The following is an 18,987-nucleotide window of genomic DNA, read 5'->3' as shown; positions in this document are numbered from 1 at the left end:
TTTCCCTAATTCCCAATCCCTACTACCTCATGTCCCTGACACCCATCGACCTCCTCGACTATGCCGGCGTCGCCGTCTTTGCCGCGACCGGGGCGTTGGCGGCTTCGCGCAAGCAGCTCGACATTATCGGCTTCCTGTTTCTGGCCAGCGTCACCGGCATTGGCGGCGGCACGCTTCGCGACGTCATCCTCAACCTGCCCGTCTTTTGGGTCGCCAACTCCGGCTATGTGCTGGTTTGCGCGGCGGTTGCGGTGCTGGTCTTCTTCATCGCTCACCGCGTCGAATCCCGCTGGAAATGGCTGCTCTGGCTCGACGCCATCGGATTGGCGGCCTTTTCGGTAATGGGCGCGGCCAAGGGGCTGGCCATCACCGGCTCGCCGGTCGTCTCCGTTGTTATGGGCGTGCTGACCGCTACGTTCGGCGGCATCCTGCGCGATCTGCTGGCCAGCGAGCCATCGGTGCTGCTCAGGCCCGAAATCTACGTCACCGCCGCACTCGCGGGCGCCGGCCTCTACACACTTGGCGATCTTGCCGGCCTGCCGCCGCTCGCCTCGGATATCGCCGGCTTCGTCGCGGCTTTCCTGGTGCGCGGCGGCGCGCTGAAATTCGGCTGGACCTTTCCGTCCTACAAGAGCCGCCCGGGACGGCGACCGGAGGATATTCCGTAGGGAGAGGGATTAGGGAATAGGGAATAGGGAATAGGGAATAGGGAATAGGGAATAGGGAATAGAATAGTCGGTAGTCAGCATTCGCGGCAGCCTTCACTACTGCCTACTGCCTACTGCCTACTGCCTACTGCCTACTGCCTACTGCCTACTGCCTCACGCCGCAAAGCGCTGCGCTTCCCCGCCATAATAGTTGACGTAGCGGGCGCCGATTTCCTTGACCGGCATCACCACGAACACATCGACGGTGGAGAACTCACGGTCGATGACGCAGCCGTCGCCGATGCGGGCGCCGACGCGCAGATAGCCCTTGACCAACGGCGGCATGGCCGCAATCGCCGCCTTGGCGTTGACCGCCTCGATCGGCATCAGGTCCATCGAGCAATAGCGCCCGGAGACCGCCCGCACATCCCAGGCGGAGTTGGTCCGGCAGTGATGGGCAAGGTAGGTGAGCGCCTCGGCATGCGCAGCCGGCACCGTGCCAGGGAACGAGGCACAACCGGTCATCACGCCGATCTCATAGTGGTTGATGTAGGCCCAGATGCCTTGCCACAGCGCCTCGATGGTGCGCTTCGAGCGGTATTCCGGCAGCACGCAGGAGCGGCCGAGCTCAAGGAAGCGCTGGCCAGGATGGCGGGCGATCAGCTTGGTCAGTTCGAACTCGCCTTCGGAATAGAAGCCGCCGGCGGTCGCGGCAATCTCTTGCCGCAGCAGGCGGTAAGTGCCGACGATGCGGCGATGCTCGGGGCCGGAGATCGAAGTGTCCAGCACGAGGAGATGGTCGCACAGCGGGTCGAAGCGGTCGGCGTCGCGCCGGTCCTGCGCCTGGAACAGGTCCTTCCTGGCGCCAAGCTCGTCATAAAACACCCGGTAGCGCACTTCCTGGGCGGCGGCGATTTCGGCCTCATTGCGGGCAAGCCGCACTTCGAGATTGCCGATACGGCCCAGCGGTGCGCCTGTTGCGACGGCATCGGCGTTCCGCGCGGCGAGCAAAGCGCCGCCTGCGCTGGGCCGAGTGTCACATTCCGGCATAACTGTATGCACGAGTGATTCTCCTTCGAGCCATCCCTCTTGGCACGGGGATACGGTGTAGGTGCAACAGGATTGTGACAGTACCGTGATACGGCGCGACGGGCAATACTTCGTCGGCTGGCGAAAACCCTCATTCGGCTACCTACGTGACGCGAGGATTGCGCCAGCGTCGCCTTGAAGCGCGTCGCGCTGGGACGATTCACGCGACGCGCTTCAAGTCTTTGTTTTGTGCATGTCGTCTTCTCAAAACCGGGGCCACTTTTGAGCGACATGAATTCAGGCGGCCACCTGGCCCTCGACGGCATGGACCAGCGCGTCGGGATCGAGCGGCTTGGTGACAAAGCCGCTGGCGCCATGGGCGAGCACGGTGTGGCGGGTCTTTTCCTGGCTGTCGGCCGAAAGCACCATGATCGGAACCGGCGGCACAGCCATTTCCTCCTCGTGGCGGCGGATGGCGGCGATCGCGTCCAGCCCGTCCATAACCGGCATGTGCAAATCCATCAGCACCACATCGAAGCGATTTTTCAGCCCGGCTTCGGTCACCGCCTCGACCGCGGCCTTGCCATTGCCGACCACTTTCACGCGATGTCCCGCCTTCAAAAGCGTGGCGCGGGCAAGCATGGCGTTGATGTCGTTGTCTTCGGCGATCAGCACCGACAAACCTTGCTGGCGCCCGCCATGGGCACGAAGCGAGGACGAGCCGGTCTTTTCCGGCTTGGGCGGCGGCAAGGCAGGGGCATGACTGGTCAGCAGCACGCGCAGCAGGGTTTCGCCGCGCACCGGCCTCGCCAGGAAGGTGGCGTAGCCGTTGGTGCGGAATTCGCCAAGCATGCCGCGGTCGGTCGGCGCGATCAGCGTGATCGCCTCGCAATCGGCAAAGCCACTCTGGCGCAGCCGCTTGAGCAGTCTGCCGTCGCCGTCCTCCAGGGCCGCGTCGATCAACAGCACATCGCAATGTTCGGCGAAGGGCGTCGCCTGGGAAGCGGTTGCGGCGACGTGGACGGCGCCGCCATGGACGCGGATGGTGCGGGCGATGGCGTCGGCCTCGACGGCGTTCTTCGACACGATCACGGCGCGCCGGCCGGCCAGGATGTTCTGCCGGTTCTGCGGTGCCTCGGTTGCTCCTGCGGCCGGGATCTCGAAGACGAATTCCGATCCCTCGCCAAGCCGGCTCGACACCGAAATGGCACCGCCCATGGCGGCGACCAGGCGCCTCGATATGGCCAGACCGAGGCCGGCGCCGCCATGGGTGCGGGTCGAGGTGCCGTCGGACTGTTCGAACTCCTCGAAGATGCGCCCCATATCCTCTTCGCGCAGGCCAGGGCCGGTGTCGGCGACGGTGAAGCAGATGCGGTCGCTGGTCTCGGTGCGGGCCCGTGCAACAGAAACCAGCACGCCGCCGGTGTCGGTGAACTTGATCGCATTGCCGATCAGGTTGAGCAGCACCTGCCTGACTCTTCCCGGATCGGCCATGATCATCTGTGGCACGTCGGGCTCGACATGACAGCCGAGGCCGATGTTCTTGGCGAAGGCTTTCGCCGCCATCAGTTCGATGATGTTGTCGGCGATTTCGCGCAGCGATGTCGGCTGCGGCTCCGGGTCGAAACGGCCGGCCTCTATCTTGGAATAGTCGAGCAAATCCTCGATGAGCGCCAAAAGGGCGCTGGCCGAGGTCGAGACAGCGCCGACATAGGTGCGCTGCTCGGGCGACAGATTGGTGTCAGCCAGAAGCTTGGCCATGCCCATGATGCCGTTCATCGGCGTGCGGATCTCATGGCTGACGGTGGCGAGGAAGCGCGACTTGGCCTGGCTGGCATATTCGGCGCGCTCACGCGCGGTGATCAACGAGGATTCGGCGCGCTTGCGGGCGGTGATGTCACGGGCAATCGCCCGGTGCGAGACGGCGCCGCTATCCTTGTCGCGCACCGACAGTTCGATCCACGAGAACCAGCGCGGACCGTTCGGCGTGCGGATGGAGACGTCGGTGGAACTCAGGCATTCGTGATCCGAAAAGGCGGCGTCGGGAACGATACCGACATCGATGCCGAGGTCGGCCAGAGTCCTGCCGGCAAGGTCGCGCTGATCGGTTCCGACGAGGCCGGCGAAAACCATGTTGGCATAGACGATGTGGCCGTCGCGGTCGCGGTGGACGACGAGATCGCCGAGCGCATCGATCAGCCCGCGAAAACGCTCCTCGCTCTCCTGCATCTCCCACATGCGGTCGGCCAGCGTCTCGATCTCGGCGCGGCTGCGGGCCGCGGTTTCGTCGAGCAAGGCCGCCGCGCGACGTACGGTGCGCCGGCTGCGCAGGTGCATGGCGACGCCGGCAACGCCTGTCGCCAACAAGCCAAGGGTGATGAAGATTGGCGCGCCGGTGAGGTGGGATAGGCCCGCCAGCACGACACTGGCGACCACCGTCAGGAACGGCAGGCCCTCGGACGTGGGGCGCGGCAAATCCGGCGCCAGCGGCGGCGCGGCAACATGCTGCCGCTTGGGCGTCGCCGGGTTCGGCCCGTCGATGCTTTCGGCGGGGCTCTTCTCTTTCCTGGCGGACTCCGCGATCATGCGGAACTCCTTGCCAGATAGAGATTATGGAAAAGCGCGGCGGATCGTTCGAATTTTAGCGGTCATGCATTTTTGGCGGTTTTCCGCATCGCCTGATCTTTTCCGAAACCTGATTCCCTTTCGGGATCATGCTTCGGGAGCCTCACATATCGACAACCACGCGGCCCCTGATCTTGCCCTCGACGATGTCATGGGCGGCGGTGATGATGCCGTCGAAGCCGATGGTCGTCGACAGGCCGGCGAGCTTCTTGAGATCAAGATCGCTGCCGATGCGGCGCCAGGCTTCCAGCCGCACAGCCTTTGGCGCCATCACTGAATCGATGCCGAGCAGCGAGACGCCGCGCAGGATGAACGGGGCGACGCTCGACGGCAGATCCATGCCACCCGCCAAGCCGCAGGCGGCGACCGCGCCGCCATAGGCGGTCATCGACAGCACATTGGCCAGCGTGTGGCTGCCGACGGCATCGATGCCGCCGGCCCAGCGCTCCTTGGCCAGCGGCTTGGCCGGCTGGGAGAGTTCCTCGCGCGAAATCACTTCGGCGGCACCGAGGTCGATCAGATAGGAGCTTTCGGCGTTGCGGCCGGTCGAGGCGATGACGTGATAGCCAAGGCTGGACAGGATCGAGACCGCGACCGACCCAACGCCGCCGGCTGCACCCGTCACCACCACCGGGCCGCGATCCGGCAGGATGCCGTGCCGCTCCAGCGCCATGACGCTGAGCATGGCCGTAGAGCCGGCGGTGCCGACCGCCATCGCATCGTGCGCGCTGATGCCGTCGGGCAACGGCACCAGCCAGTCGCCGTTGACGCGGGCGCGCCCGGCATAGGCGCCGAAATGCGTCTCGCCGACGCCCCAGCCATTGAGGATGACCTTGTCGCCCTTGCGCCAGTCGGCATGCGATGAGGAGAGGACGGTTCCGGCGAAATCGATGCCCGGCACCAGCGGCCAGCGGCGGATCACTGGCGCTTTCCCAGTGATGGCCAGCCCGTCCTTGTAGTTGACCGTCGTCGCCTCGACCGCGACGGTTACGTCGCCTTCCATCAGATCGGCTTCGCCGAAATCGACGACCTCCACCGACTGTTTCTTTTCGGCGTCGCGCGAAACGAGGATGGCTTTGAAGGTTTCAGGCATCTCTTCTCCTCGGCTTCGCAAAGGCTGGCGGTCGGCATTGGCTGGCTCTGGCCGAACTGTGCGGCGACCGTCCGGCGAGGTCAATTGGTCAAAAGAGTCGGGCCGTCAGGCTTCTGGGCCTTGCGGCTTGGCCTCGCGCCGCCAGCCTATGAACTCGTCGAAGACGACCAGCGCCGCGCCGACCGAAATGAAGGCATCGGCGAGGTTGAAGACGGCGAAGGACCATACCGGCGTGTGGAACAATATATAGTCGATGACGTGGCCGTAGACGGCGCGGTCGATCAGATTGCCGATCGCACCGCCGATGATCAATGCAAAGCCGATGCGGGCCAGCACATGGCCGGCGGGGGTGCGCGTTGCGAGGTAAAGCACAAAGGCAACGACCACGACCGCGATGACGACCAGGCCGGTGTCGCCGAAGGACGAGAACATCGAGAAGGCGATGCCGGTATTGTAGGTGCGAAACAGCGCCAGGAATGGCACCAGGTCGAGCTTTTCCTGGAAGCCGAGGCCGGTCTCGATCAGATGCTTTATCCACTGGTCGAGCGCGATTGCCACCACCACCAGCAGCGCATAGGGAGACCATGATTTCACGATGTGGCGTCCTCGGGGGCAAGTTTCAGCGCTCCGCGCCGAATCTCGAACAGCATGATTCCGGTGGCGACCGCCAAATTGAGTGAATCGGCGCGGCCGGCCTGCGGAATCCGCAGCAGCCGGTCGCAGCTTTCCGCCAGATTGTCGGGCAGGCCCTGCTGCTCATTGCCCATCATCAAGAGCACCGGTCCTCGGGAGAAATCGACCGAGCGGTAGTCGACCGCACCCTTCAGGTGGGTGCCGACCACCAGGCCCGAGAAGCTGTTTCGCCAAGCCAGAAATGCTTCCGGCGTCGCCTTGGTCACCGGCACGGCGAAGATCGAGCCCATGGTGGCGCGCACGGTTTCGACCGAAAACGGATCGGTGGTTTCGCCGACCAGGATGACGCCCTTGGCGCCGACGGCATCGACGGTGCGGATGACGGTGCCGAGATTGCCGGGATCGCGCACCCGGTCGAGCGCCACCCAGACGTCGCCGTCGTGAGCGCGGATGTCTCTTAGCGGCAGCAGTTTTTGCCGGAAGACGCCGACCACCATTTGCGGATTGTCGCGGCGGGTGATGGCGACCAGCACTTTTTCGGACACTTCGAGCACGGTGCCGCCGGCGGCAACCGTGCGCGCCGCCACCTTTTCGACCGCCGCATTGCCGCGTCCGGCCTTGGCGAAAACCAGCGTCCTGATCGACCAGCCGAGGTCGAGGGCGTCGATGACCAGCTTCAGCCCTTCGGCCATGAAGGCGTTCTGCTGGTCGCGGAATTTCTTCTGGGCGAGCGCCTTGATGTCCTTGATCAGCGGATTGGCAAGGCTGGTGACTTCCTTGACCTGCCCGGGCGCACCTGCGTGCCGCTCATTCATTCGGGACTCCCGGGCATTCAGGTCTCCCGGGCATTCAGGCCACCCAGCGCGAAAACAGCGATGTCGACAGCGCCCGGCCGGCGGATTGCTCGCGGATGATCAGTTCGCCTGATTCAACGGTGCCGCCCATGCCGGCAAAGGTGTCGCGCATCAAGGCATGGATGGCGAAGAAGGAGGCGCGGATGGAATAGGCGGTCAGCACCACGGTGAGCGGTTTCGGCGTCAGGATCGCGCGGCAAAGATCGGTCAGGCCGGGCAGGTCCTCGAACAACTGCCAGACCTCGCCCTTGGGGCCGCGGCCATAGGCGGGCGGGTCGAACAGGATGATGTCGTAGCGGCTGCCGCGGCGCTCTTCGCGCTCGGCGAATTTCACAGCATCGTCGACGATCCAGCGGATCGGCTTGCTGCCGAGACCGGCCATTTCCTGGTTTTCGCGCGCCCAGCCGACCGCCTTCTTGGAGGCATCGACATGGGTGACCTCGGCACCGGCGCGGGCGGCTACGAGAGACGCGAGCCCGGTATAGCCGAACAGGTTCAGCACCTTGACCGGGCGGTTGGCCGCCGCGATCAGGCTGGCCATATGGTCCCAGTGCGAAGCCTGCTCGGGGAAGACGCCGACATGGCGAAACGAGGTGAAGCGGCCGAGATAGTCGATGCCGTCATGCTTCATCGGCCAGGTCTCGCCCAGCGGTACCTTCGGGAACCGCCAGCGGCCGATGCCTTCCTCGTCGGTGTCGCCGGTGAAGATGGCGTCGGCTCGGTCCCAGTCCCTGGCGGGCAAGGCCTTTTGCCAGATCGCCTGTCCCTCGGGCCGCACGATGCGGTAGGGGCCGTATTGTTCGAGCTTCTCGCCGGCACCGCTGTCGAGCAGTGCATAATCCTGATTGGGCGCCACTTCGAGGATCACCGGCAGGCGCTCAGTGGGCAGGATGCCTTCGCGACGCGCCAGGATACGGGGGGCGGGCTTCGGATCAGACCGGTCGTCCGGTTTTGTTTCGTGGCGTTGCTGTCTGGCTTCGGGTCGGATTGGTACGGTCTCCGGCTGTGGCCGCGCATGTTCGGTCCTGCCTTTTGCGGGCGGACGGTTGTCGCGGCGTTTGTCGCGAAAAGACTTCAAGCAGAGCGTCTCCGGAGGCGGCAGGCCGCTTTTGACATAGGGTCACCGGCTGCGCAAACAAAATGGTCCAGCGTGCGAATGTCTGAGGTGGTGGACCTCGCTGAGGAAACAGGCAAATCTGGAATCATGTCCCGTTCCGAACGCCTGCTCGACTTGATCCAGATCCTGCGCCGGCATCGCCGGCCGGTGAGCGGTCGCACGCTTGCCGGCGAGATGGACGTTTCGATCCGAACGCTCTACCGCGACATTGCCACGCTGCAGGGGCAAGGCGCGCCGATCGAGGGCGAGGCTGGGCTGGGCTATGTGCTGAAACCCGGCTTCATGCTGCCGCCGCTGATGTTCACCGACGAGGAGATCGAGGCCATCGTTCTGGGATCGCGTTGGGTTGCCAGACAACCGGACAAGCGGCTGTCGGCCGCCGCCACCGACGCGCTGGCCAAGATCGCCGCTGTGCTGCCGGATGATCTGCGCGAGGACCTCGATGCGACCGCGCTTTTGGTCGGGCCGCACGGCGATGCTGTCGAAAGCATCGACCTTGGCCTGGTGCGCCAGGCGATCCGCAACGAGAGAAAACTCGGCTTTCTTTACCGCGACGCCGGCGGCGCCGCCTCCGAGCGCTTGATCTGGCCATTCGCGCTCGGCTTTTTCGACAAGGTGCGGGTGGTGGTGGCCTGGTGCGAGACGCGGCAGGATTTCAGACATTTTCGCGCCGACCGGATGTCGGGGCTCAACACCACGTATATCCGCTATCCGCGTCGTCGGCAGGCGCTGCTGAAGGAATGGCGCGCGACGCTGGACGCACCGAAGCGCCAGCCTGGCGCTTAATGCTCCTTTCCACGCGCCCACAAGACGCTGCTGCCAGAATCTGACAGTGGGGTCACCTATGCTCCTCCAATCGAAACCCTGGAGAGCAGACATGAACACCCCCAATTTCGTCATCCTTTATGTCGACAGCCCGGAGCGGAGCGGCGCCTTCTACGGTGCGCTGCTGGGACGCCAGCCGGTGGAGACGTCGCCGACCTTCGTGCTGTTCGTGCTCGACAATGGCTTCAAGCTCGGCCTGTGGTCGCGCCACACGGTGGAGCCGTCGGCCGCGGCCGCGGGCGGCGGTGCGGAGCTCGTCTTCGCGTTGGACCGGCCTGATGCGGTGGACGCCGCCTACACGGACTGGGCAGGACGCGGCTTGACCGTTCTGCAGACGCCGACCGACATGGACTTCGGCCGCACCTTCGTTGCGCTCGATCCCGACAAGCACCGGCTGCGCGTCTACTGGCTGAACGACGGAGAACAGGCCAATGGGGAACAGGCCAATGGAGAACAGAAATGAGTGCGCACTGGATCGCGGTCGCTTCCGCCGAACATGTCCGGCGCGGCCGCGAGGCCGGCTTCATGCAGGTCAACCACGGCAAGGCGGCACCTTTGCGCCGCATCAAGCCCGGCGACGGCATCATCTACTACTCGCCGACCACAATTCTGCGCGAGAAGGACGGCCTGCAGGCCTTCACGGCAATCGGCACCGTGCGCGAAGGCGAGCCTTATCAGGGCGACATGGGCGGTGGCTTCACGCCGTTCCGCAGGGATGTCGAATGGGCCAAGGCCGAGGAGGCGCCGATCAAGCCGCTGCTCGAGCAGCTCGACTTCACCGCGGGCAAATCGAACTGGGGTTATCAACTGCGCTTTGGCCTGTTCGAAATTACGGCGCATGATTTCGCGCTGATCGCCGAGGCGATGGGCGCTGCCATGAAGGCAGGCTGAAGCATCCAGCCGCCGGATCGGCAAGGCACCGTGACAAGGCTGCTGACACCAAGTTGTCAGCAGCCTTGTGCGACAAGCGATTGTCTTCAGATAGCGTCGCGCTTGCCCCAGGAGAATAAGATGGACTTCGTCTCGATCCGCATCATTACCGATCAGATCAAGCCCTTGGTGGCATTCTACGACACGATCACCGGGCTTACCGCAACCTGGTTCACAGACGATTTCGCCGAACTGGCAACGCCGTCCTGCACACTGGCGATCGGCAGCACCCGCACGCTGGCCCTGTTCGGAACTGATGTGGCGCAGCCGGCCGCCAATCGCTCAGCGATCATCGAGTTTCGCGTCGCCGATGTTGATGCTGAGTACAGCAGGCTGGCGAAAATTATCGGCGATTTCGTACAGACGCCGACGACGATGCCATGGGGTAACCGGTCGCTGCTGCTGCGCGATCCCGATGGCAATCTGGTGAACTTCTTCACCCCGGTCAGCGCGGAAGCGATCAGGAAGTTCGATCGCAGAACCGGCGCAGACGCTACTGCTTGAGCGCGTTGTAGACGGCAATGCCGGCGGCAAGGTCCTCAAGCGCGGCGCCGACCGACTTGAACAGCGTGACCTCAGTGGGGCTCTGCCGGCCCTGTTTTTCCCCGCGCGCCAGCTCATGCAAATCGGCGACGATGGCTTCCGGCTTCAGCACGCCGGAGGCGAGCGGCTGGACGATGTCGCCGGCTTCCTTGGTGGCGCCGGCGCGGGTGTCGACATAGACGCGGGCGCGCGCGATCGCGTCGTCGTCGCTCTCGCGCATGGTCGGCGTGAAGCCGCCGACCAGATCGACATGCGCGCCCGGCTTGAGCAGCGCACCCTTGACCAGCGGCGTCGTCGTGATCGTCGCCGATGAGACGATGTCGGCCTCGGCGAGTTCGGCGTCGAGATCGCTTGCGGCCTCGGCGTTGAAACCGTCCGCGCGCAAATCAGCCGCGACCTTTTCGGCATTGGCGGGCGTGCGGTTCCAGATGCGGATGGTCTTGATCGGCCGCACCGCGGAGTGCGCCTTGGCGAGGAACGGCGACAGCGCGCCGGCGCCGACCACCAGAAGCCGCGATGCGTCCTCGCAGGCGAGATAGGAGGCCGCCACCGCCGAGGCGCAAGCGGTGCGCCACTGTGTCAGCCGTTGGCCGTCGATCAGCGCTTCGGGCTCGCCGGTGGCGCCGTCGAGCAGGAGGTAGAGCCCCATCACCGCCGGTTTGCCGATGGCGTTGTTGTCGGGCGATACGGTGACGATCTTGACGCCGATATGACCCCCGACCGACGTGCCGGCCGCATGGAAGTCGGTCCACGCCGGCATCAAAAGCAGCGTGGATGTGGCACCGTCGGGCCGCTCGACCCCGTGATGATGGCGGACGGGTTGCACAGCACCCTCGCGGAAGGCCGCGCGCAATGTCTCGACCAGCCCGGGAAAGGTCAGCGCCTGGTCGACAGCGTCGGCCGAAATGGTCAGCATGCAAAACTCCGCGAAGATAAAAGCGCCGGCTTCAGGCCGTTGGCTTCGGCAGCGCCGGCCCGGTGGCCGCGCCCTGCTGCACGGCGGGTATACGGCTGACCGCCTGGCGCAAATTCTCGGCCTCGACGCCGCGCTGGCGCGCCAGCTTGCGGTAGCGGCCCTGCTTGACCCAGGTCGCCAGGCTGCCGACGACCATGCCGATGGCGAGCGCCACGAACAGGAAGATGAACAGCGGCAAGGTCAGCGTCAGTTTCGGATTGCCGGGGTTGAACGGGTCGAGCGTGAAGGCGACCAGCTCGCGGTTGGCGACGGCCAGCGCAATCAGGATGACGGCGAGCGGCACGAAGACCACGATAAGTATGAAGCGGTTCAACATAGAGATTCCCTGGAGAAGGCAGGCCTTGATAAGGTCGGCGCGTGGTCCGCGCCTACTTGCCGCCATTCAGCCTTTCACGCAATTCCTTGCCGGTCTTGAAGAACGGCACCCACTTCTCCTCGACCTCGACGGATTCGCCGGTGCGCGGGTTGCGGCCGGTGCGGGCAGGGCGATTCTTCACCGAAAAAGCGCCGAAGCCACGCAACTCGACCCGATTGCCTTCCGCCAGGGCATCGGTGATCTCGTCGAAGATCGCTCCCACGATGTTTTCGACGTCGCGCAGGAAAAGATGCGGGTTGCGCGTGGCAATGATCTGCACAAGCTCGGATTTGATCATCAGAAAGGTCCCCGTGAAAGCGCTGCGGTCAAATTATCAGGATGATTTTATTTGCTTTTTTACTCGCCCCAACCGGCAGATCAAGGGTGCCAGACGGAAACGAGACCGTCAAGAAACAAGCGATCCGCGCCAATTTCGTGAAGCACGTCGCTGCCGGCCTCCGACAGGCCGAGCGCGCTGCCGACGCTGCGCGCTATTGCTTTCGAGAACAGGAAGCCGCCACGCCGCTCGGTGTCCTTCCATTCCACCACCTTGAGCTTGGCGTCGACACCCTTGGTCGCCAGCCAGTCGATCGCCACGCTCTCGCCGCCGACAGCGTCGATCAGACCGTTGGCAAGGCTCTGGCGGCCGGTGAAGATCGAGCCGTCGGCAAGGGCCAGTGCCTGATCGCGGGTCATTTTGCGGCGCTCGGCGACGATGCCGACGAACCAGTCATAGCTGTCGAGGATGAGCTTGCGGACCATGGCTCGCTCGTCTTCATTGGTCGGCTTGAAGGGCGAGGGCGATGCCTTCAGCGGCGAGGATTTCACTTCCTCGAGCTTGATGCCGACCTTGTCCATCAGACCGCTGACATCGGGATACTGGATGAGCACACCGATCGAGCCGACGATCGACGTCTTGCGGGCAACGATATGGTCGCTGGCACTGGCGATCATGTAGCCGGCCGATGCGGCCAGCGTGCCGACCTCGGCCACCACCGGCTTGTCGGCGGCAAGCTTGCGCACCTCCTCGTAGATCGATTCGCCGCCGACCGTGGTGCCGCCGGGCGAATCGATCGCCAGGATGACGCCCTTGACCTGCGAGGATGTGCGGATGGTTTCCAGCCGCTTGATCAGTTCCTCGTCCTCGGTGATGGTGCCTTCGATCCTGACCTTGGCGATGTGGTCGACGGAAGAACCGCCGAGGTCGCCGCCATAGAACCAGCTTGCAAGCGCAATCACCCCAAGGGCCACGATGGCAATGGCGGCGCCGCGCCAGAAGGTCAGCTTGCGCCGCAAGCGGCGGCGGTCGATCAGGTCGTCGGCTCTCAGTGCCATGGTCTGCCTCACAGTCGGTGGGAAGCGATGCTTTTAAAGCAAGCGTCCGCGCCCGGCTACCTCTTCCTCAAGAGCCTGCGACGAAGCGACCTTCACGACGGAGGCATTTCAGGAAAAAATGACGCGGCGCGTTCGTTTCTGCTATGAAGTGACGAAATTGTGTCGCCTGAGTTCCGTCTGTAAAACAGCGGCCGTCACATTTTTGCGGTTTTCCTCCGCTTGTGCTTGCTTGCGGGGGCCGGCAACCCACCTATAGCAGGTGTTTTGGCGGACAAGGGTTTATTAGAAGTCAGTCATGCTTGCGCGATCGAACGAACCGACCAACGCCGATGCGGCCTTGGCGCCCACGGCGCCAGCGGGCACGCGTGGCGACGCCTTCGACCGCGCCCAGCGCCACTCGCGCCGCGTGCGCGTGCTTAAGTTTGCCGTGCCGGTGCTTGCCGCCGGGATCGCGGTTGCGTTTCCGGTCTATTCCTATCTGGCGGCGCCGATCAACATTTCGATACAGGCAGACGGCACCGCTTTCGCGGATGGCAAGCTGGTGATGGCCAATCCGAAGCTCAACGGCTTCACCCAGGACAAGCTGCCCTATTCGCTGACGGCCTTGCGCGCCATCCAGGATGTCGGCAAGCAGGACATCATCGAACTCGAAGGCATTCATGCCAAATTGCCGCTGACGGCCGACAATGTGGCGACCGTCGACGCCAAGCGCGGCATCTACAACAGAAACGCCAACACGATGGACATGACCAGCGACGTTACCGTCACCACCACCGACGGCGTCGCTGCCATCTTCAAATCGGTCTTCCTCGATATGGGCAAAGGCTCTATGAAGACAGGTGATGCGGTCGATGTCAGCCGTAACGGCTCGCGGATCACCGCGGGTTCAATGTCGGTCGAAGACAATGGCAAGGTCATCGTTTTCGAGAACAAGGTAAGCGTTCACATCGATCCGGCCACTATGAAGGCGGCAGAGGCAAAGAGCGGAGAAACGAATGCGTCCCAGTAATTCGGCACGGCTTGTCGCCGCAGCTTCGGCCTTGCTGTTGCTGGGTATGGCGCCGTCCTGGGCTCAGTCCAGCGCCAGCAGCCAGTCCGGGCTCAAACTGTCGGGCGACCAGCCGATCCAGATCGAGAGCGACAAACTTGAGGTTCGCCAGGCCGACAGCATGGCGCTGTTCAGCGGCAACGTCACCGTCACGCAAGGGCCAACGCTGCTCAAGGCCGGCAGCATGGAGGTCTACTACGTCAAGGACCCCAACGCCGCCAAAGGTGCTGCCGCCGGCGCTTCGGCGATGACCGGTTCGGCCAATATCGACCATCTGGTGGTCAAGAACAAAGTCTACATCAAGTCGAATGACCAGATCGCCACCGGCGACAACGCCACGTTCGACATGAAGACGCAGGTGCTAGTTCTGTCGGGCAAGGAGGTCGTCTTGTCCCAAGGACCCAACGTCCTCAAGGGCTGCAAGCTCACCGTGCAGATGAAAAGCGGCCTTGCTCAGGTCGATGGCTGCGGCGGGCGCGTCATCATGTCGATGACGCCGCCACCGAAATCCGAGGCCCCGAAGCCCGAATGACTGGCGTGTCTTCGCTGCTGACCCGCCTTCCGGGACGGGCGGCCAGTAAACTTGCAGCACCGGCCACAGTCACCGTTGATTCCTCGAAGTTCAAGGGCACCCTGATCGCCAAGGGTCTGACCAAGAGCTACAAGGGCCGCAGGGTGGTCAGCGGTGTCACCATCGGCGTGCGCGCCGGCGAGGCTGTCGGGCTGCTCGGGCCGAACGGCGCCGGCAAGACCACCTGTTTCTACATGGTCACCGGCTTGGTGCCGGTCGATGAGGGCACGATCGAGATCGACGGTTTCGACGTCACCTCGATGCCGATGTACCGCCGCGCCCGCCTCGGCATCGGCTATTTGCCGCAGGAAGCCTCGATCTTCCGCGGCCTGAATGTCGAGCAGAACATCCGCGCCGTGCTCGAAGTGGTTGAGAAGGACCGCAAGGTGCGCGAGCGCAATCTCGACGAACTGCTCGAGGAATTTCACATCAGCCATCTGCGGAAGTCGCCGTCCATGTCGCTGTCGGGTGGCGAGCGGCGGCGTCTTGAGATCGCCCGAGCTTTGGCGACGCGCCCGGCCTACATGCTGCTCGACGAGCCGTTCGCCGGCATCGACCCGATTGCCGTCGCCGACATCCAGCAACTGGTTCGTCATCTAACGGCGCGCGGCATCGGCGTGCTGATTACCGACCACAATGTGCGCGAAACGCTCGGCCTCATCGACCGCGCCTACATCATCCATGCCGGCCAGGTGCTGACTCATGGCCGTGCCGACGAGGTGGTGGCGAACCCCGATGTGCGCCGGCTCTACCTCGGCGAAGGTTTCACGCTCTGAGCGTGAAATTTGTTTCCTGACGTGATTTTTGCCGCCCCGCCGGGCTTTTTTCTCCGATTTTGCGTGAGATAATGCTTCGGTAGGGGCCTTTTGCCATCGTTCGCCTTGACAAGCAAAAGCCGGGCCAGTTTCTATGGAAGGTCGGAAAAATTCATTTTCCGGCAGCTTCTGATGTGTAGGCTTCCGGGTGCAGAAGGGCGTTTGAAACCGAACCATGGCGTTGGCGGCGAAACTACAGCTACGACAATCCCAGTCGCTGGTGATGACGCCGCAGCTGATGCAGTCGATCAGGCTGTTGCAGCTCACCCATGTCGAGCTCGACCACTTCATCGACGACGAGATCGAGCGCAACCCGCTGCTGGAGCGCGCCGAGCCCCAGGATGACGCCGCAAGCGACCAGGTGCAGAAGGGCGATGCCGCTCCTGAGCCTGCCGCCGATGGCGACTGGTTCGAAAACGACACGGCGTGGAGCGCCGAAGCGATCTCCGACAAGCTCGACAGCTCGCTGGAAAATCTGTTCCCCGACGATCCCGGCACCAGCGAGCGGCTCGGTCCGGACCTGACGGCGCAGTGGAAGTCGGCCACCGGCAATAGTTCGTCCGGTTCTTCCGAAGGCTTCGACGTCGGCGACATGGCAGCCGCGGCGATCACGCTGCGCCAGCATGTCGGCGAGCAGATCGCGCTTGCCTTTGCCGATCCGGCCGCAAGGCTGATCGCAGCCGAACTGGCCGACGGCCTGGACGAGGCCGGCTATCTGCGCGCCGATCCCGCCGAGATCGCCAAACGGCTCGGCGCCGATCAGGCGATGGTGGCCAATGTGCTGGCAGCCTGCCACACATTCGAGCCGGTCGGCCTGTTTGCGCGCGACCTTGCCGAATGCCTGTCGCTGCAGCTTGCCATGCGCGATCGTCTCGATCCGGCGATGAAGACGCTGATCGGCAACCTAGAACTCCTGGCGCGGCGCGATTTCCAGACGCTGAAGCGGCTTTGCGGGGTCGACGAGGAGGATCTCCTCGACATGTTGGCCGAAATCCGCGCGCTCGATCCGCGTCCGGGCACGGCATTTTCAGGAGGCGCCAGCGACGCCATCGTCGCCGATGTCGAAGTCCGCGCCGCCAATGACGGCAGCTGGACGGTCGAGCTCAATGCCGAGACGCTGCCGCGCGTGCTGGTCGATCACATCTATTTCGCCCAGGTCTCGCCGCATGCGAAGAATCAGGCGGAGAAGGATTTCCTGGCCGAATGCCTGCAGAATGCCAACTGGCTGACGCGCAGTCTCGACCAGCGGGCAAAGACGATCCTGAAAGTGGCGTCGGAGATCGTGCGCCAGCAGGACGCTTTTCTCGTCCATGGCGTGCGCCAGCTCAGGCCGCTCAACCTGCGCACGGTGGCCGATGCCATCGGCATGCATGAATCGACCGTCAGCCGGGTGACGGCCAACAAATACATGCTGACGCCGCGCGGCGTGTTCGAGCTGCGTTATTTCTTCACGGCCTCGATCGCGGCGTCGGGCGGCGGTGATGCGCATTCCTCGGAAGCGGTGCGCGACCGCATCAAGCAGCTGATCGACGAGGAAAAGCCCGCCGATGTGCTGTCCGATGACGCAATCGTCGACATGTTGAAGGAAAGCGGCGTCGATATTGCCCGGCGCACGGTGGCCAAGTACCGGGAGGGTATGAATATTCCCTCGTCGGTGCAGCGGCGGCGTGAAAAGCGCGCTCTGGCGAGCGCGGGGCGCTAGGTCTGCTTGCCCGGCAAGGCTTTTGCTATGGCTGGATTCCACAACTTTCCGACCTTAAAGCGCATCGCGCTGAAACGGATTCATACGACGCGCTTTAAGTCTTGTTTTGATGCATGTCGTTGTCCCAGAACCGCAGCGCACTTCTGGGCGACATGCATTAATTGACAAGCTGCAATGAAGTGTCTAGAAGCCCGCCCGCATGAGACGGGCTCGCGGCCCGCATGCGGATGGTCCGTCACGATGAAGGCCACGGGACGGCCAAGAAGGCGGATTGTGATCAACCGGAAAGTTCGGATCTAAAATCGGCGCGAGTTGACGCCGCAAAGCTTGTGCGCACGGATCACGAGTATAAACTCTGGCCAGTTTGAAGCCTGAGCAAGGAAGGTCAGTTTTCAGATGAAATTGCGCATATCGGGTAAACACATGGATATCGGCGATGCGCTGCGTACGCGCATTACCGATCGTGTCGGCGAGGCGATTGGAAAATATTTCGATCGCGGTTTTTCAGGGCACGTCACGGTCATCAAATCGGGGTCGCGTTACTCGGCCGATTGCATGATCAGGCTGGATTCCGGCGCTTCGCTGCAGGCAACCGGCGATTCCCAGGATCCGACACTTGCCTTCGAGGCGGCCGCGGACCGCCTCGAAACCAGGCTGCGGCGCTACAAACGCCGTCTGAAATCGCACAATTCAGGCACTGGAAATGGTGAAATCACCGACATCGCCTATACGGTGATGGCGCCGCTGACCGATGACGATGAGGACATTCCGGAGGACTACGCCCCGGCCATCGTCGCCGAATCAACCATGACGCTGCAGACCATGTCGGTGGCGTCGGCGGTTATCGAACTCGACACCAAGGACAGCCCGGTTTTCGTCTTCCGCAACGCCGGAAACGACCACCTCAACATCGTCTATCGGCGGCCGGACGGAAATATCGGCTGGATCGACCCGTCGACGACCAAAGTCGCACAGGCGTGACGACAACGACAATGGTCGCACAGGTGACGACAATGGTCGCACAGGGATAATAGCCAGCCGCGCGAGGGGCGAGGACTGGCGACGGCAGGCGAATAAGGGATTTCAAATATGGATCTGAGCGATCTTCTCAACGTTCCGGCGATCTTGCCGGCGTTGAAGGCGAACTCCAAAAAGCAGCTTCTGCAGTTGCTGTCCGAGAGAGCGGCGGCGATTTCCGGCATTCCGGAGCGCGAAGTGTTCGACACCATCCTGCAGCGCGAACGGCTGGGCTCCACCGGCGTCGGCAACGGCATCGCCATTCCGCACGGCAAGCTCGCCGGGGTGAAGCGCATCGCCGGCGTCTTTGCCCGTCTGGAGACGCCGGTCGATTTCGAGGCCTTGGATGACCAGCCGGTCGATCTGGTGTTTTTGCTGCTGGCCCCGGAAGGCGCCGGCGCCGATCACCTCAAGGCACTGTCGCGCATCGCCAGGGTTTTGCGCGACGCCGACACGGTGGCCAAGATCAGAGGCACGCGCGACGCGGTCGCCATCCACGCACTGCTTTCGGACACGCAGGCCTCGCACGCCGCCTGAAGTTCTTCGGATTTAAGTCTTCCAGGGGCCGCCGAAGGCGGCCCTCTCCATTTCAACCGCCAGCAGTCGCCTTAGTGAATGGCGACAGTGGTCAGGTCGTTTTCCATGGCGCCGGCCAAAGCCCGGTCTTTCGCATCCGAAAGCAGGATCGGCTGGCCGTTGGCGGCAAACAGGGCCCACAGGACCATACCAGGCGCTATTTCGCCGAGGTTGGGGAAGCGCCCGAGCAGCTCGTCGCTCGAGACCTTGCGGAGATAAGCGACCGAGCCTTCGCCGAGATGGGCGAATTCGCCGCTGGTCATGGTGATGGTTTCGTCAGTTCTGGTCATTTCAAG

Annotated in this window: 22 protein-coding genes; 11 read left to right on the top strand and 11 right to left on the bottom strand. The window is 63.6% G+C overall.

Going from position 1 to position 18,987, the window contains the following annotated elements; translation table 11 throughout:
* Positions 1-35 precede the first annotated feature (35 nt).
* Positions 36-668, top strand: a complete 633-nt coding sequence (locus tag NKH38_RS03295) for a trimeric intracellular cation channel family protein (RefSeq protein WP_352759297.1) — start codon at positions 36-38, stop codon at positions 666-668.
* 153 nt (positions 669-821) lie between these two features.
* Here NKH38_RS03295 and olsB read toward each other — a convergent pair whose 3' ends face one another.
* The 6 genes from olsB to NKH38_RS03265 form a co-directional block, all read right to left on the bottom strand.
* Positions 822-1,697 (bottom strand): l-ornithine N(alpha)-acyltransferase, encoded by an 876-nt coding sequence (gene olsB / locus NKH38_RS03290; RefSeq protein WP_023683057.1) that lies wholly within the window; start codon positions 1,695-1,697, stop codon positions 822-824.
* Positions 1,698-1,973: 276 nt separating this feature from the next.
* Entirely contained in the window at positions 1,974-4,262 is a 2,289-nt protein-coding gene (locus NKH38_RS03285) for a response regulator (protein WP_352759072.1), read from the bottom strand.
* A gap of 142 nt (positions 4,263-4,404) precedes the next feature.
* On the bottom strand, positions 4,405-5,394 hold the full coding sequence (gene acuI, locus NKH38_RS03280; protein WP_352759070.1) for an acrylyl-CoA reductase (NADPH): 990 nt from the start codon (positions 5,392-5,394) through the stop codon (positions 4,405-4,407).
* Between the two features lie 105 nt (positions 5,395-5,499).
* Complete coding sequence (gene lspA, locus NKH38_RS03275) at positions 5,500-5,988, bottom strand: signal peptidase II (protein WP_023728534.1); 489 nt, start codon at positions 5,986-5,988, stop codon at positions 5,500-5,502.
* Positions 5,985-6,842 (bottom strand): TrmH family RNA methyltransferase, encoded by an 858-nt coding sequence (locus NKH38_RS03270; protein ID WP_023683061.1) that lies wholly within the window; start codon positions 6,840-6,842, stop codon positions 5,985-5,987. The genes lspA and NKH38_RS03270 overlap by 4 nt, the downstream gene beginning before the upstream one ends.
* A gap of 34 nt (positions 6,843-6,876) precedes the next feature.
* Positions 6,877-7,959 carry an RsmD family RNA methyltransferase gene (locus NKH38_RS03265; RefSeq protein WP_023704208.1) on the bottom strand — a complete coding sequence of 361 codons (1,083 nt, stop codon included), beginning with the start codon at positions 7,957-7,959 and terminating at the stop codon, positions 6,877-6,879.
* 126 nt (positions 7,960-8,085) lie between these two features.
* Here NKH38_RS03265 and NKH38_RS03260 point away from each other — a divergent pair, with 126 nt between their 5' ends.
* The 4 genes from NKH38_RS03260 (at position 8,086) to NKH38_RS03245 (ending at position 10,257) form a co-directional block, all read left to right on the top strand.
* The gene (locus tag NKH38_RS03260; RefSeq protein ID WP_023683063.1) at positions 8,086-8,784 is read left to right on the top strand and encodes a helix-turn-helix transcriptional regulator; all 699 of its coding nucleotides are present in this window, start codon (positions 8,086-8,088) and stop codon (positions 8,782-8,784) included.
* A gap of 91 nt (positions 8,785-8,875) precedes the next feature.
* Positions 8,876-9,286: a VOC family protein gene (locus NKH38_RS03255; protein WP_023683064.1), complete on the top strand. Its 411-nt coding sequence runs from the start codon at positions 8,876-8,878 to the stop codon at positions 9,284-9,286.
* Positions 9,283-9,714, top strand: coding sequence for an EVE domain-containing protein (locus NKH38_RS03250; protein WP_023714121.1), 432 nt, complete (start codon positions 9,283-9,285; stop codon positions 9,712-9,714). The genes NKH38_RS03255 and NKH38_RS03250 overlap by 4 nt, the downstream gene beginning before the upstream one ends.
* Before the next feature lie 120 nt (positions 9,715-9,834).
* Complete coding sequence (locus NKH38_RS03245) at positions 9,835-10,257, top strand: VOC family protein (RefSeq protein WP_023714120.1); 423 nt, start codon at positions 9,835-9,837, stop codon at positions 10,255-10,257.
* Here the strand turns inward: NKH38_RS03245 and lhpI are convergent.
* From lhpI to sppA, 4 genes are all read right to left on the bottom strand, one after another.
* Positions 10,247-11,212 (bottom strand): bifunctional Delta(1)-pyrroline-2-carboxylate/Delta(1)-piperideine-2-carboxylate reductase, encoded by a 966-nt coding sequence (lhpI, locus tag NKH38_RS03240; RefSeq protein WP_023728530.1) that lies wholly within the window; start codon positions 11,210-11,212, stop codon positions 10,247-10,249. The two genes, NKH38_RS03245 and lhpI, sit on opposite strands and share 11 nt — an antisense overlap.
* A gap of 31 nt (positions 11,213-11,243) precedes the next feature.
* Positions 11,244-11,588, bottom strand: coding sequence for a lipopolysaccharide assembly protein LapA domain-containing protein (locus NKH38_RS03235; protein ID WP_023691965.1), 345 nt, complete (start codon positions 11,586-11,588; stop codon positions 11,244-11,246).
* A gap of 52 nt (positions 11,589-11,640) precedes the next feature.
* Positions 11,641-11,925 (bottom strand): integration host factor subunit beta, encoded by a 285-nt coding sequence (locus tag NKH38_RS03230; protein WP_006200394.1) that lies wholly within the window; start codon positions 11,923-11,925, stop codon positions 11,641-11,643.
* A gap of 80 nt (positions 11,926-12,005) precedes the next feature.
* Positions 12,006-12,962 (bottom strand): signal peptide peptidase SppA, encoded by a 957-nt coding sequence (sppA, locus tag NKH38_RS03225; RefSeq protein WP_023728529.1) that lies wholly within the window; start codon positions 12,960-12,962, stop codon positions 12,006-12,008.
* A gap of 295 nt (positions 12,963-13,257) precedes the next feature.
* Between sppA and lptC the strand changes: the two genes are divergently transcribed.
* The 6 genes from lptC (at position 13,258) to ptsN (ending at position 18,652) form a co-directional block, all read left to right on the top strand.
* Complete coding sequence (lptC, locus tag NKH38_RS03220; RefSeq protein ID WP_352759063.1) at positions 13,258-13,971, top strand: LPS export ABC transporter periplasmic protein LptC; 714 nt, start codon at positions 13,258-13,260, stop codon at positions 13,969-13,971.
* Positions 13,958-14,542 carry an LptA/OstA family protein gene (locus NKH38_RS03215; protein WP_023683069.1) on the top strand — a complete coding sequence of 195 codons (585 nt, stop codon included), beginning with the start codon at positions 13,958-13,960 and terminating at the stop codon, positions 14,540-14,542. The genes lptC and NKH38_RS03215 overlap by 14 nt, the downstream gene beginning before the upstream one ends.
* Entirely contained in the window at positions 14,539-15,357 is an 819-nt protein-coding gene (lptB, locus tag NKH38_RS03210) for an LPS export ABC transporter ATP-binding protein (RefSeq protein WP_027049737.1), read from the top strand. The genes NKH38_RS03215 and lptB overlap by 4 nt, the downstream gene beginning before the upstream one ends.
* A 214-nt stretch (positions 15,358-15,571) precedes the next feature.
* A complete protein-coding gene (rpoN, locus tag NKH38_RS03205) occupies positions 15,572-17,098 on the top strand; it encodes an RNA polymerase factor sigma-54 (protein WP_352597567.1) in 1,527 nt (508 codons plus the stop codon).
* 396 nt (positions 17,099-17,494) lie between these two features.
* Positions 17,495-18,079, top strand: coding sequence for a ribosome hibernation-promoting factor, HPF/YfiA family (hpf, locus tag NKH38_RS03200; RefSeq protein WP_023683071.1), 585 nt, complete (start codon positions 17,495-17,497; stop codon positions 18,077-18,079).
* A 108-nt stretch (positions 18,080-18,187) separates the two neighbouring features.
* The gene (ptsN, locus tag NKH38_RS03195) at positions 18,188-18,652 is read left to right on the top strand and encodes a PTS IIA-like nitrogen regulatory protein PtsN (RefSeq protein WP_023669743.1); all 465 of its coding nucleotides are present in this window, start codon (positions 18,188-18,190) and stop codon (positions 18,650-18,652) included.
* 71 nt (positions 18,653-18,723) lie between these two features.
* Here ptsN and NKH38_RS03190 read toward each other — a convergent pair whose 3' ends face one another.
* Complete coding sequence (locus NKH38_RS03190; RefSeq protein WP_023683072.1) at positions 18,724-18,981, bottom strand: BQ00720 family protein; 258 nt, start codon at positions 18,979-18,981, stop codon at positions 18,724-18,726.
* Positions 18,982-18,987 lie beyond the last annotated feature (6 nt).

Source organism: Mesorhizobium sp. M1078, assembly GCF_040318615.1.
GTDB lineage: Bacteria > Pseudomonadota > Alphaproteobacteria > Rhizobiales > Rhizobiaceae > Mesorhizobium.
The sequence above is the reverse complement of the archived record's forward strand: the minus strand, read 5'-3'. Positions and strand labels throughout refer to the sequence as shown.

What these genes read in the sequence shown, in the direction of transcription:
- olsB (WP_023683057.1), bottom strand. Translation starts at nt 1,697, where the DNA reads ATGCCGGAATGTGACACTCGGCCCAGCGCAGGCGGCGCTTTGCTCGCC.
- NKH38_RS03285 (WP_352759072.1), bottom strand. Translation starts at nt 4,262, where the DNA reads ATGATCGCGGAGTCCGCCAGGAAAGAGAAGAGCCCCGCCGAAAGCATC.
- acuI (WP_352759070.1), bottom strand. Translation starts at nt 5,394, where the DNA reads ATGCCTGAAACCTTCAAAGCCATCCTCGTTTCGCGCGACGCCGAAAAG.
- NKH38_RS03270 (WP_023683061.1), bottom strand. Translation starts at nt 6,842, where the DNA reads ATGAATGAGCGGCACGCAGGTGCGCCCGGGCAGGTCAAGGAAGTCACC.
- NKH38_RS03260 (WP_023683063.1), top strand. Translation starts at nt 8,086, where the DNA reads ATGTCCCGTTCCGAACGCCTGCTCGACTTGATCCAGATCCTGCGCCGG.
- NKH38_RS03255 (WP_023683064.1), top strand. Translation starts at nt 8,876, where the DNA reads ATGAACACCCCCAATTTCGTCATCCTTTATGTCGACAGCCCGGAGCGG.
- NKH38_RS03250 (WP_023714121.1), top strand. Translation starts at nt 9,283, where the DNA reads ATGAGTGCGCACTGGATCGCGGTCGCTTCCGCCGAACATGTCCGGCGC.
- NKH38_RS03245 (WP_023714120.1), top strand. Translation starts at nt 9,835, where the DNA reads ATGGACTTCGTCTCGATCCGCATCATTACCGATCAGATCAAGCCCTTG.
- lhpI (WP_023728530.1), bottom strand. Translation starts at nt 11,212, where the DNA reads ATGCTGACCATTTCGGCCGACGCTGTCGACCAGGCGCTGACCTTTCCC.
- NKH38_RS03235 (WP_023691965.1), bottom strand. Translation starts at nt 11,588, where the DNA reads ATGTTGAACCGCTTCATACTTATCGTGGTCTTCGTGCCGCTCGCCGTC.
- NKH38_RS03230 (WP_006200394.1), bottom strand. Translation starts at nt 11,925, where the DNA reads ATGATCAAATCCGAGCTTGTGCAGATCATTGCCACGCGCAACCCGCAT.
- sppA (WP_023728529.1), bottom strand. Translation starts at nt 12,962, where the DNA reads ATGGCACTGAGAGCCGACGACCTGATCGACCGCCGCCGCTTGCGGCGC.
- lptC (WP_352759063.1), top strand. Translation starts at nt 13,258, where the DNA reads ATGCTTGCGCGATCGAACGAACCGACCAACGCCGATGCGGCCTTGGCG.
- NKH38_RS03215 (WP_023683069.1), top strand. Translation starts at nt 13,958, where the DNA reads ATGCGTCCCAGTAATTCGGCACGGCTTGTCGCCGCAGCTTCGGCCTTG.
- lptB (WP_027049737.1), top strand. Translation starts at nt 14,539, where the DNA reads ATGACTGGCGTGTCTTCGCTGCTGACCCGCCTTCCGGGACGGGCGGCC.
- rpoN (WP_352597567.1), top strand. Translation starts at nt 15,572, where the DNA reads ATGGCGTTGGCGGCGAAACTACAGCTACGACAATCCCAGTCGCTGGTG.
- hpf (WP_023683071.1), top strand. Translation starts at nt 17,495, where the DNA reads ATGAAATTGCGCATATCGGGTAAACACATGGATATCGGCGATGCGCTG.
- ptsN (WP_023669743.1), top strand. Translation starts at nt 18,188, where the DNA reads ATGGATCTGAGCGATCTTCTCAACGTTCCGGCGATCTTGCCGGCGTTG.
- NKH38_RS03190 (WP_023683072.1), bottom strand. Translation starts at nt 18,981, where the DNA reads ATGACCAGAACTGACGAAACCATCACCATGACCAGCGGCGAATTCGCC.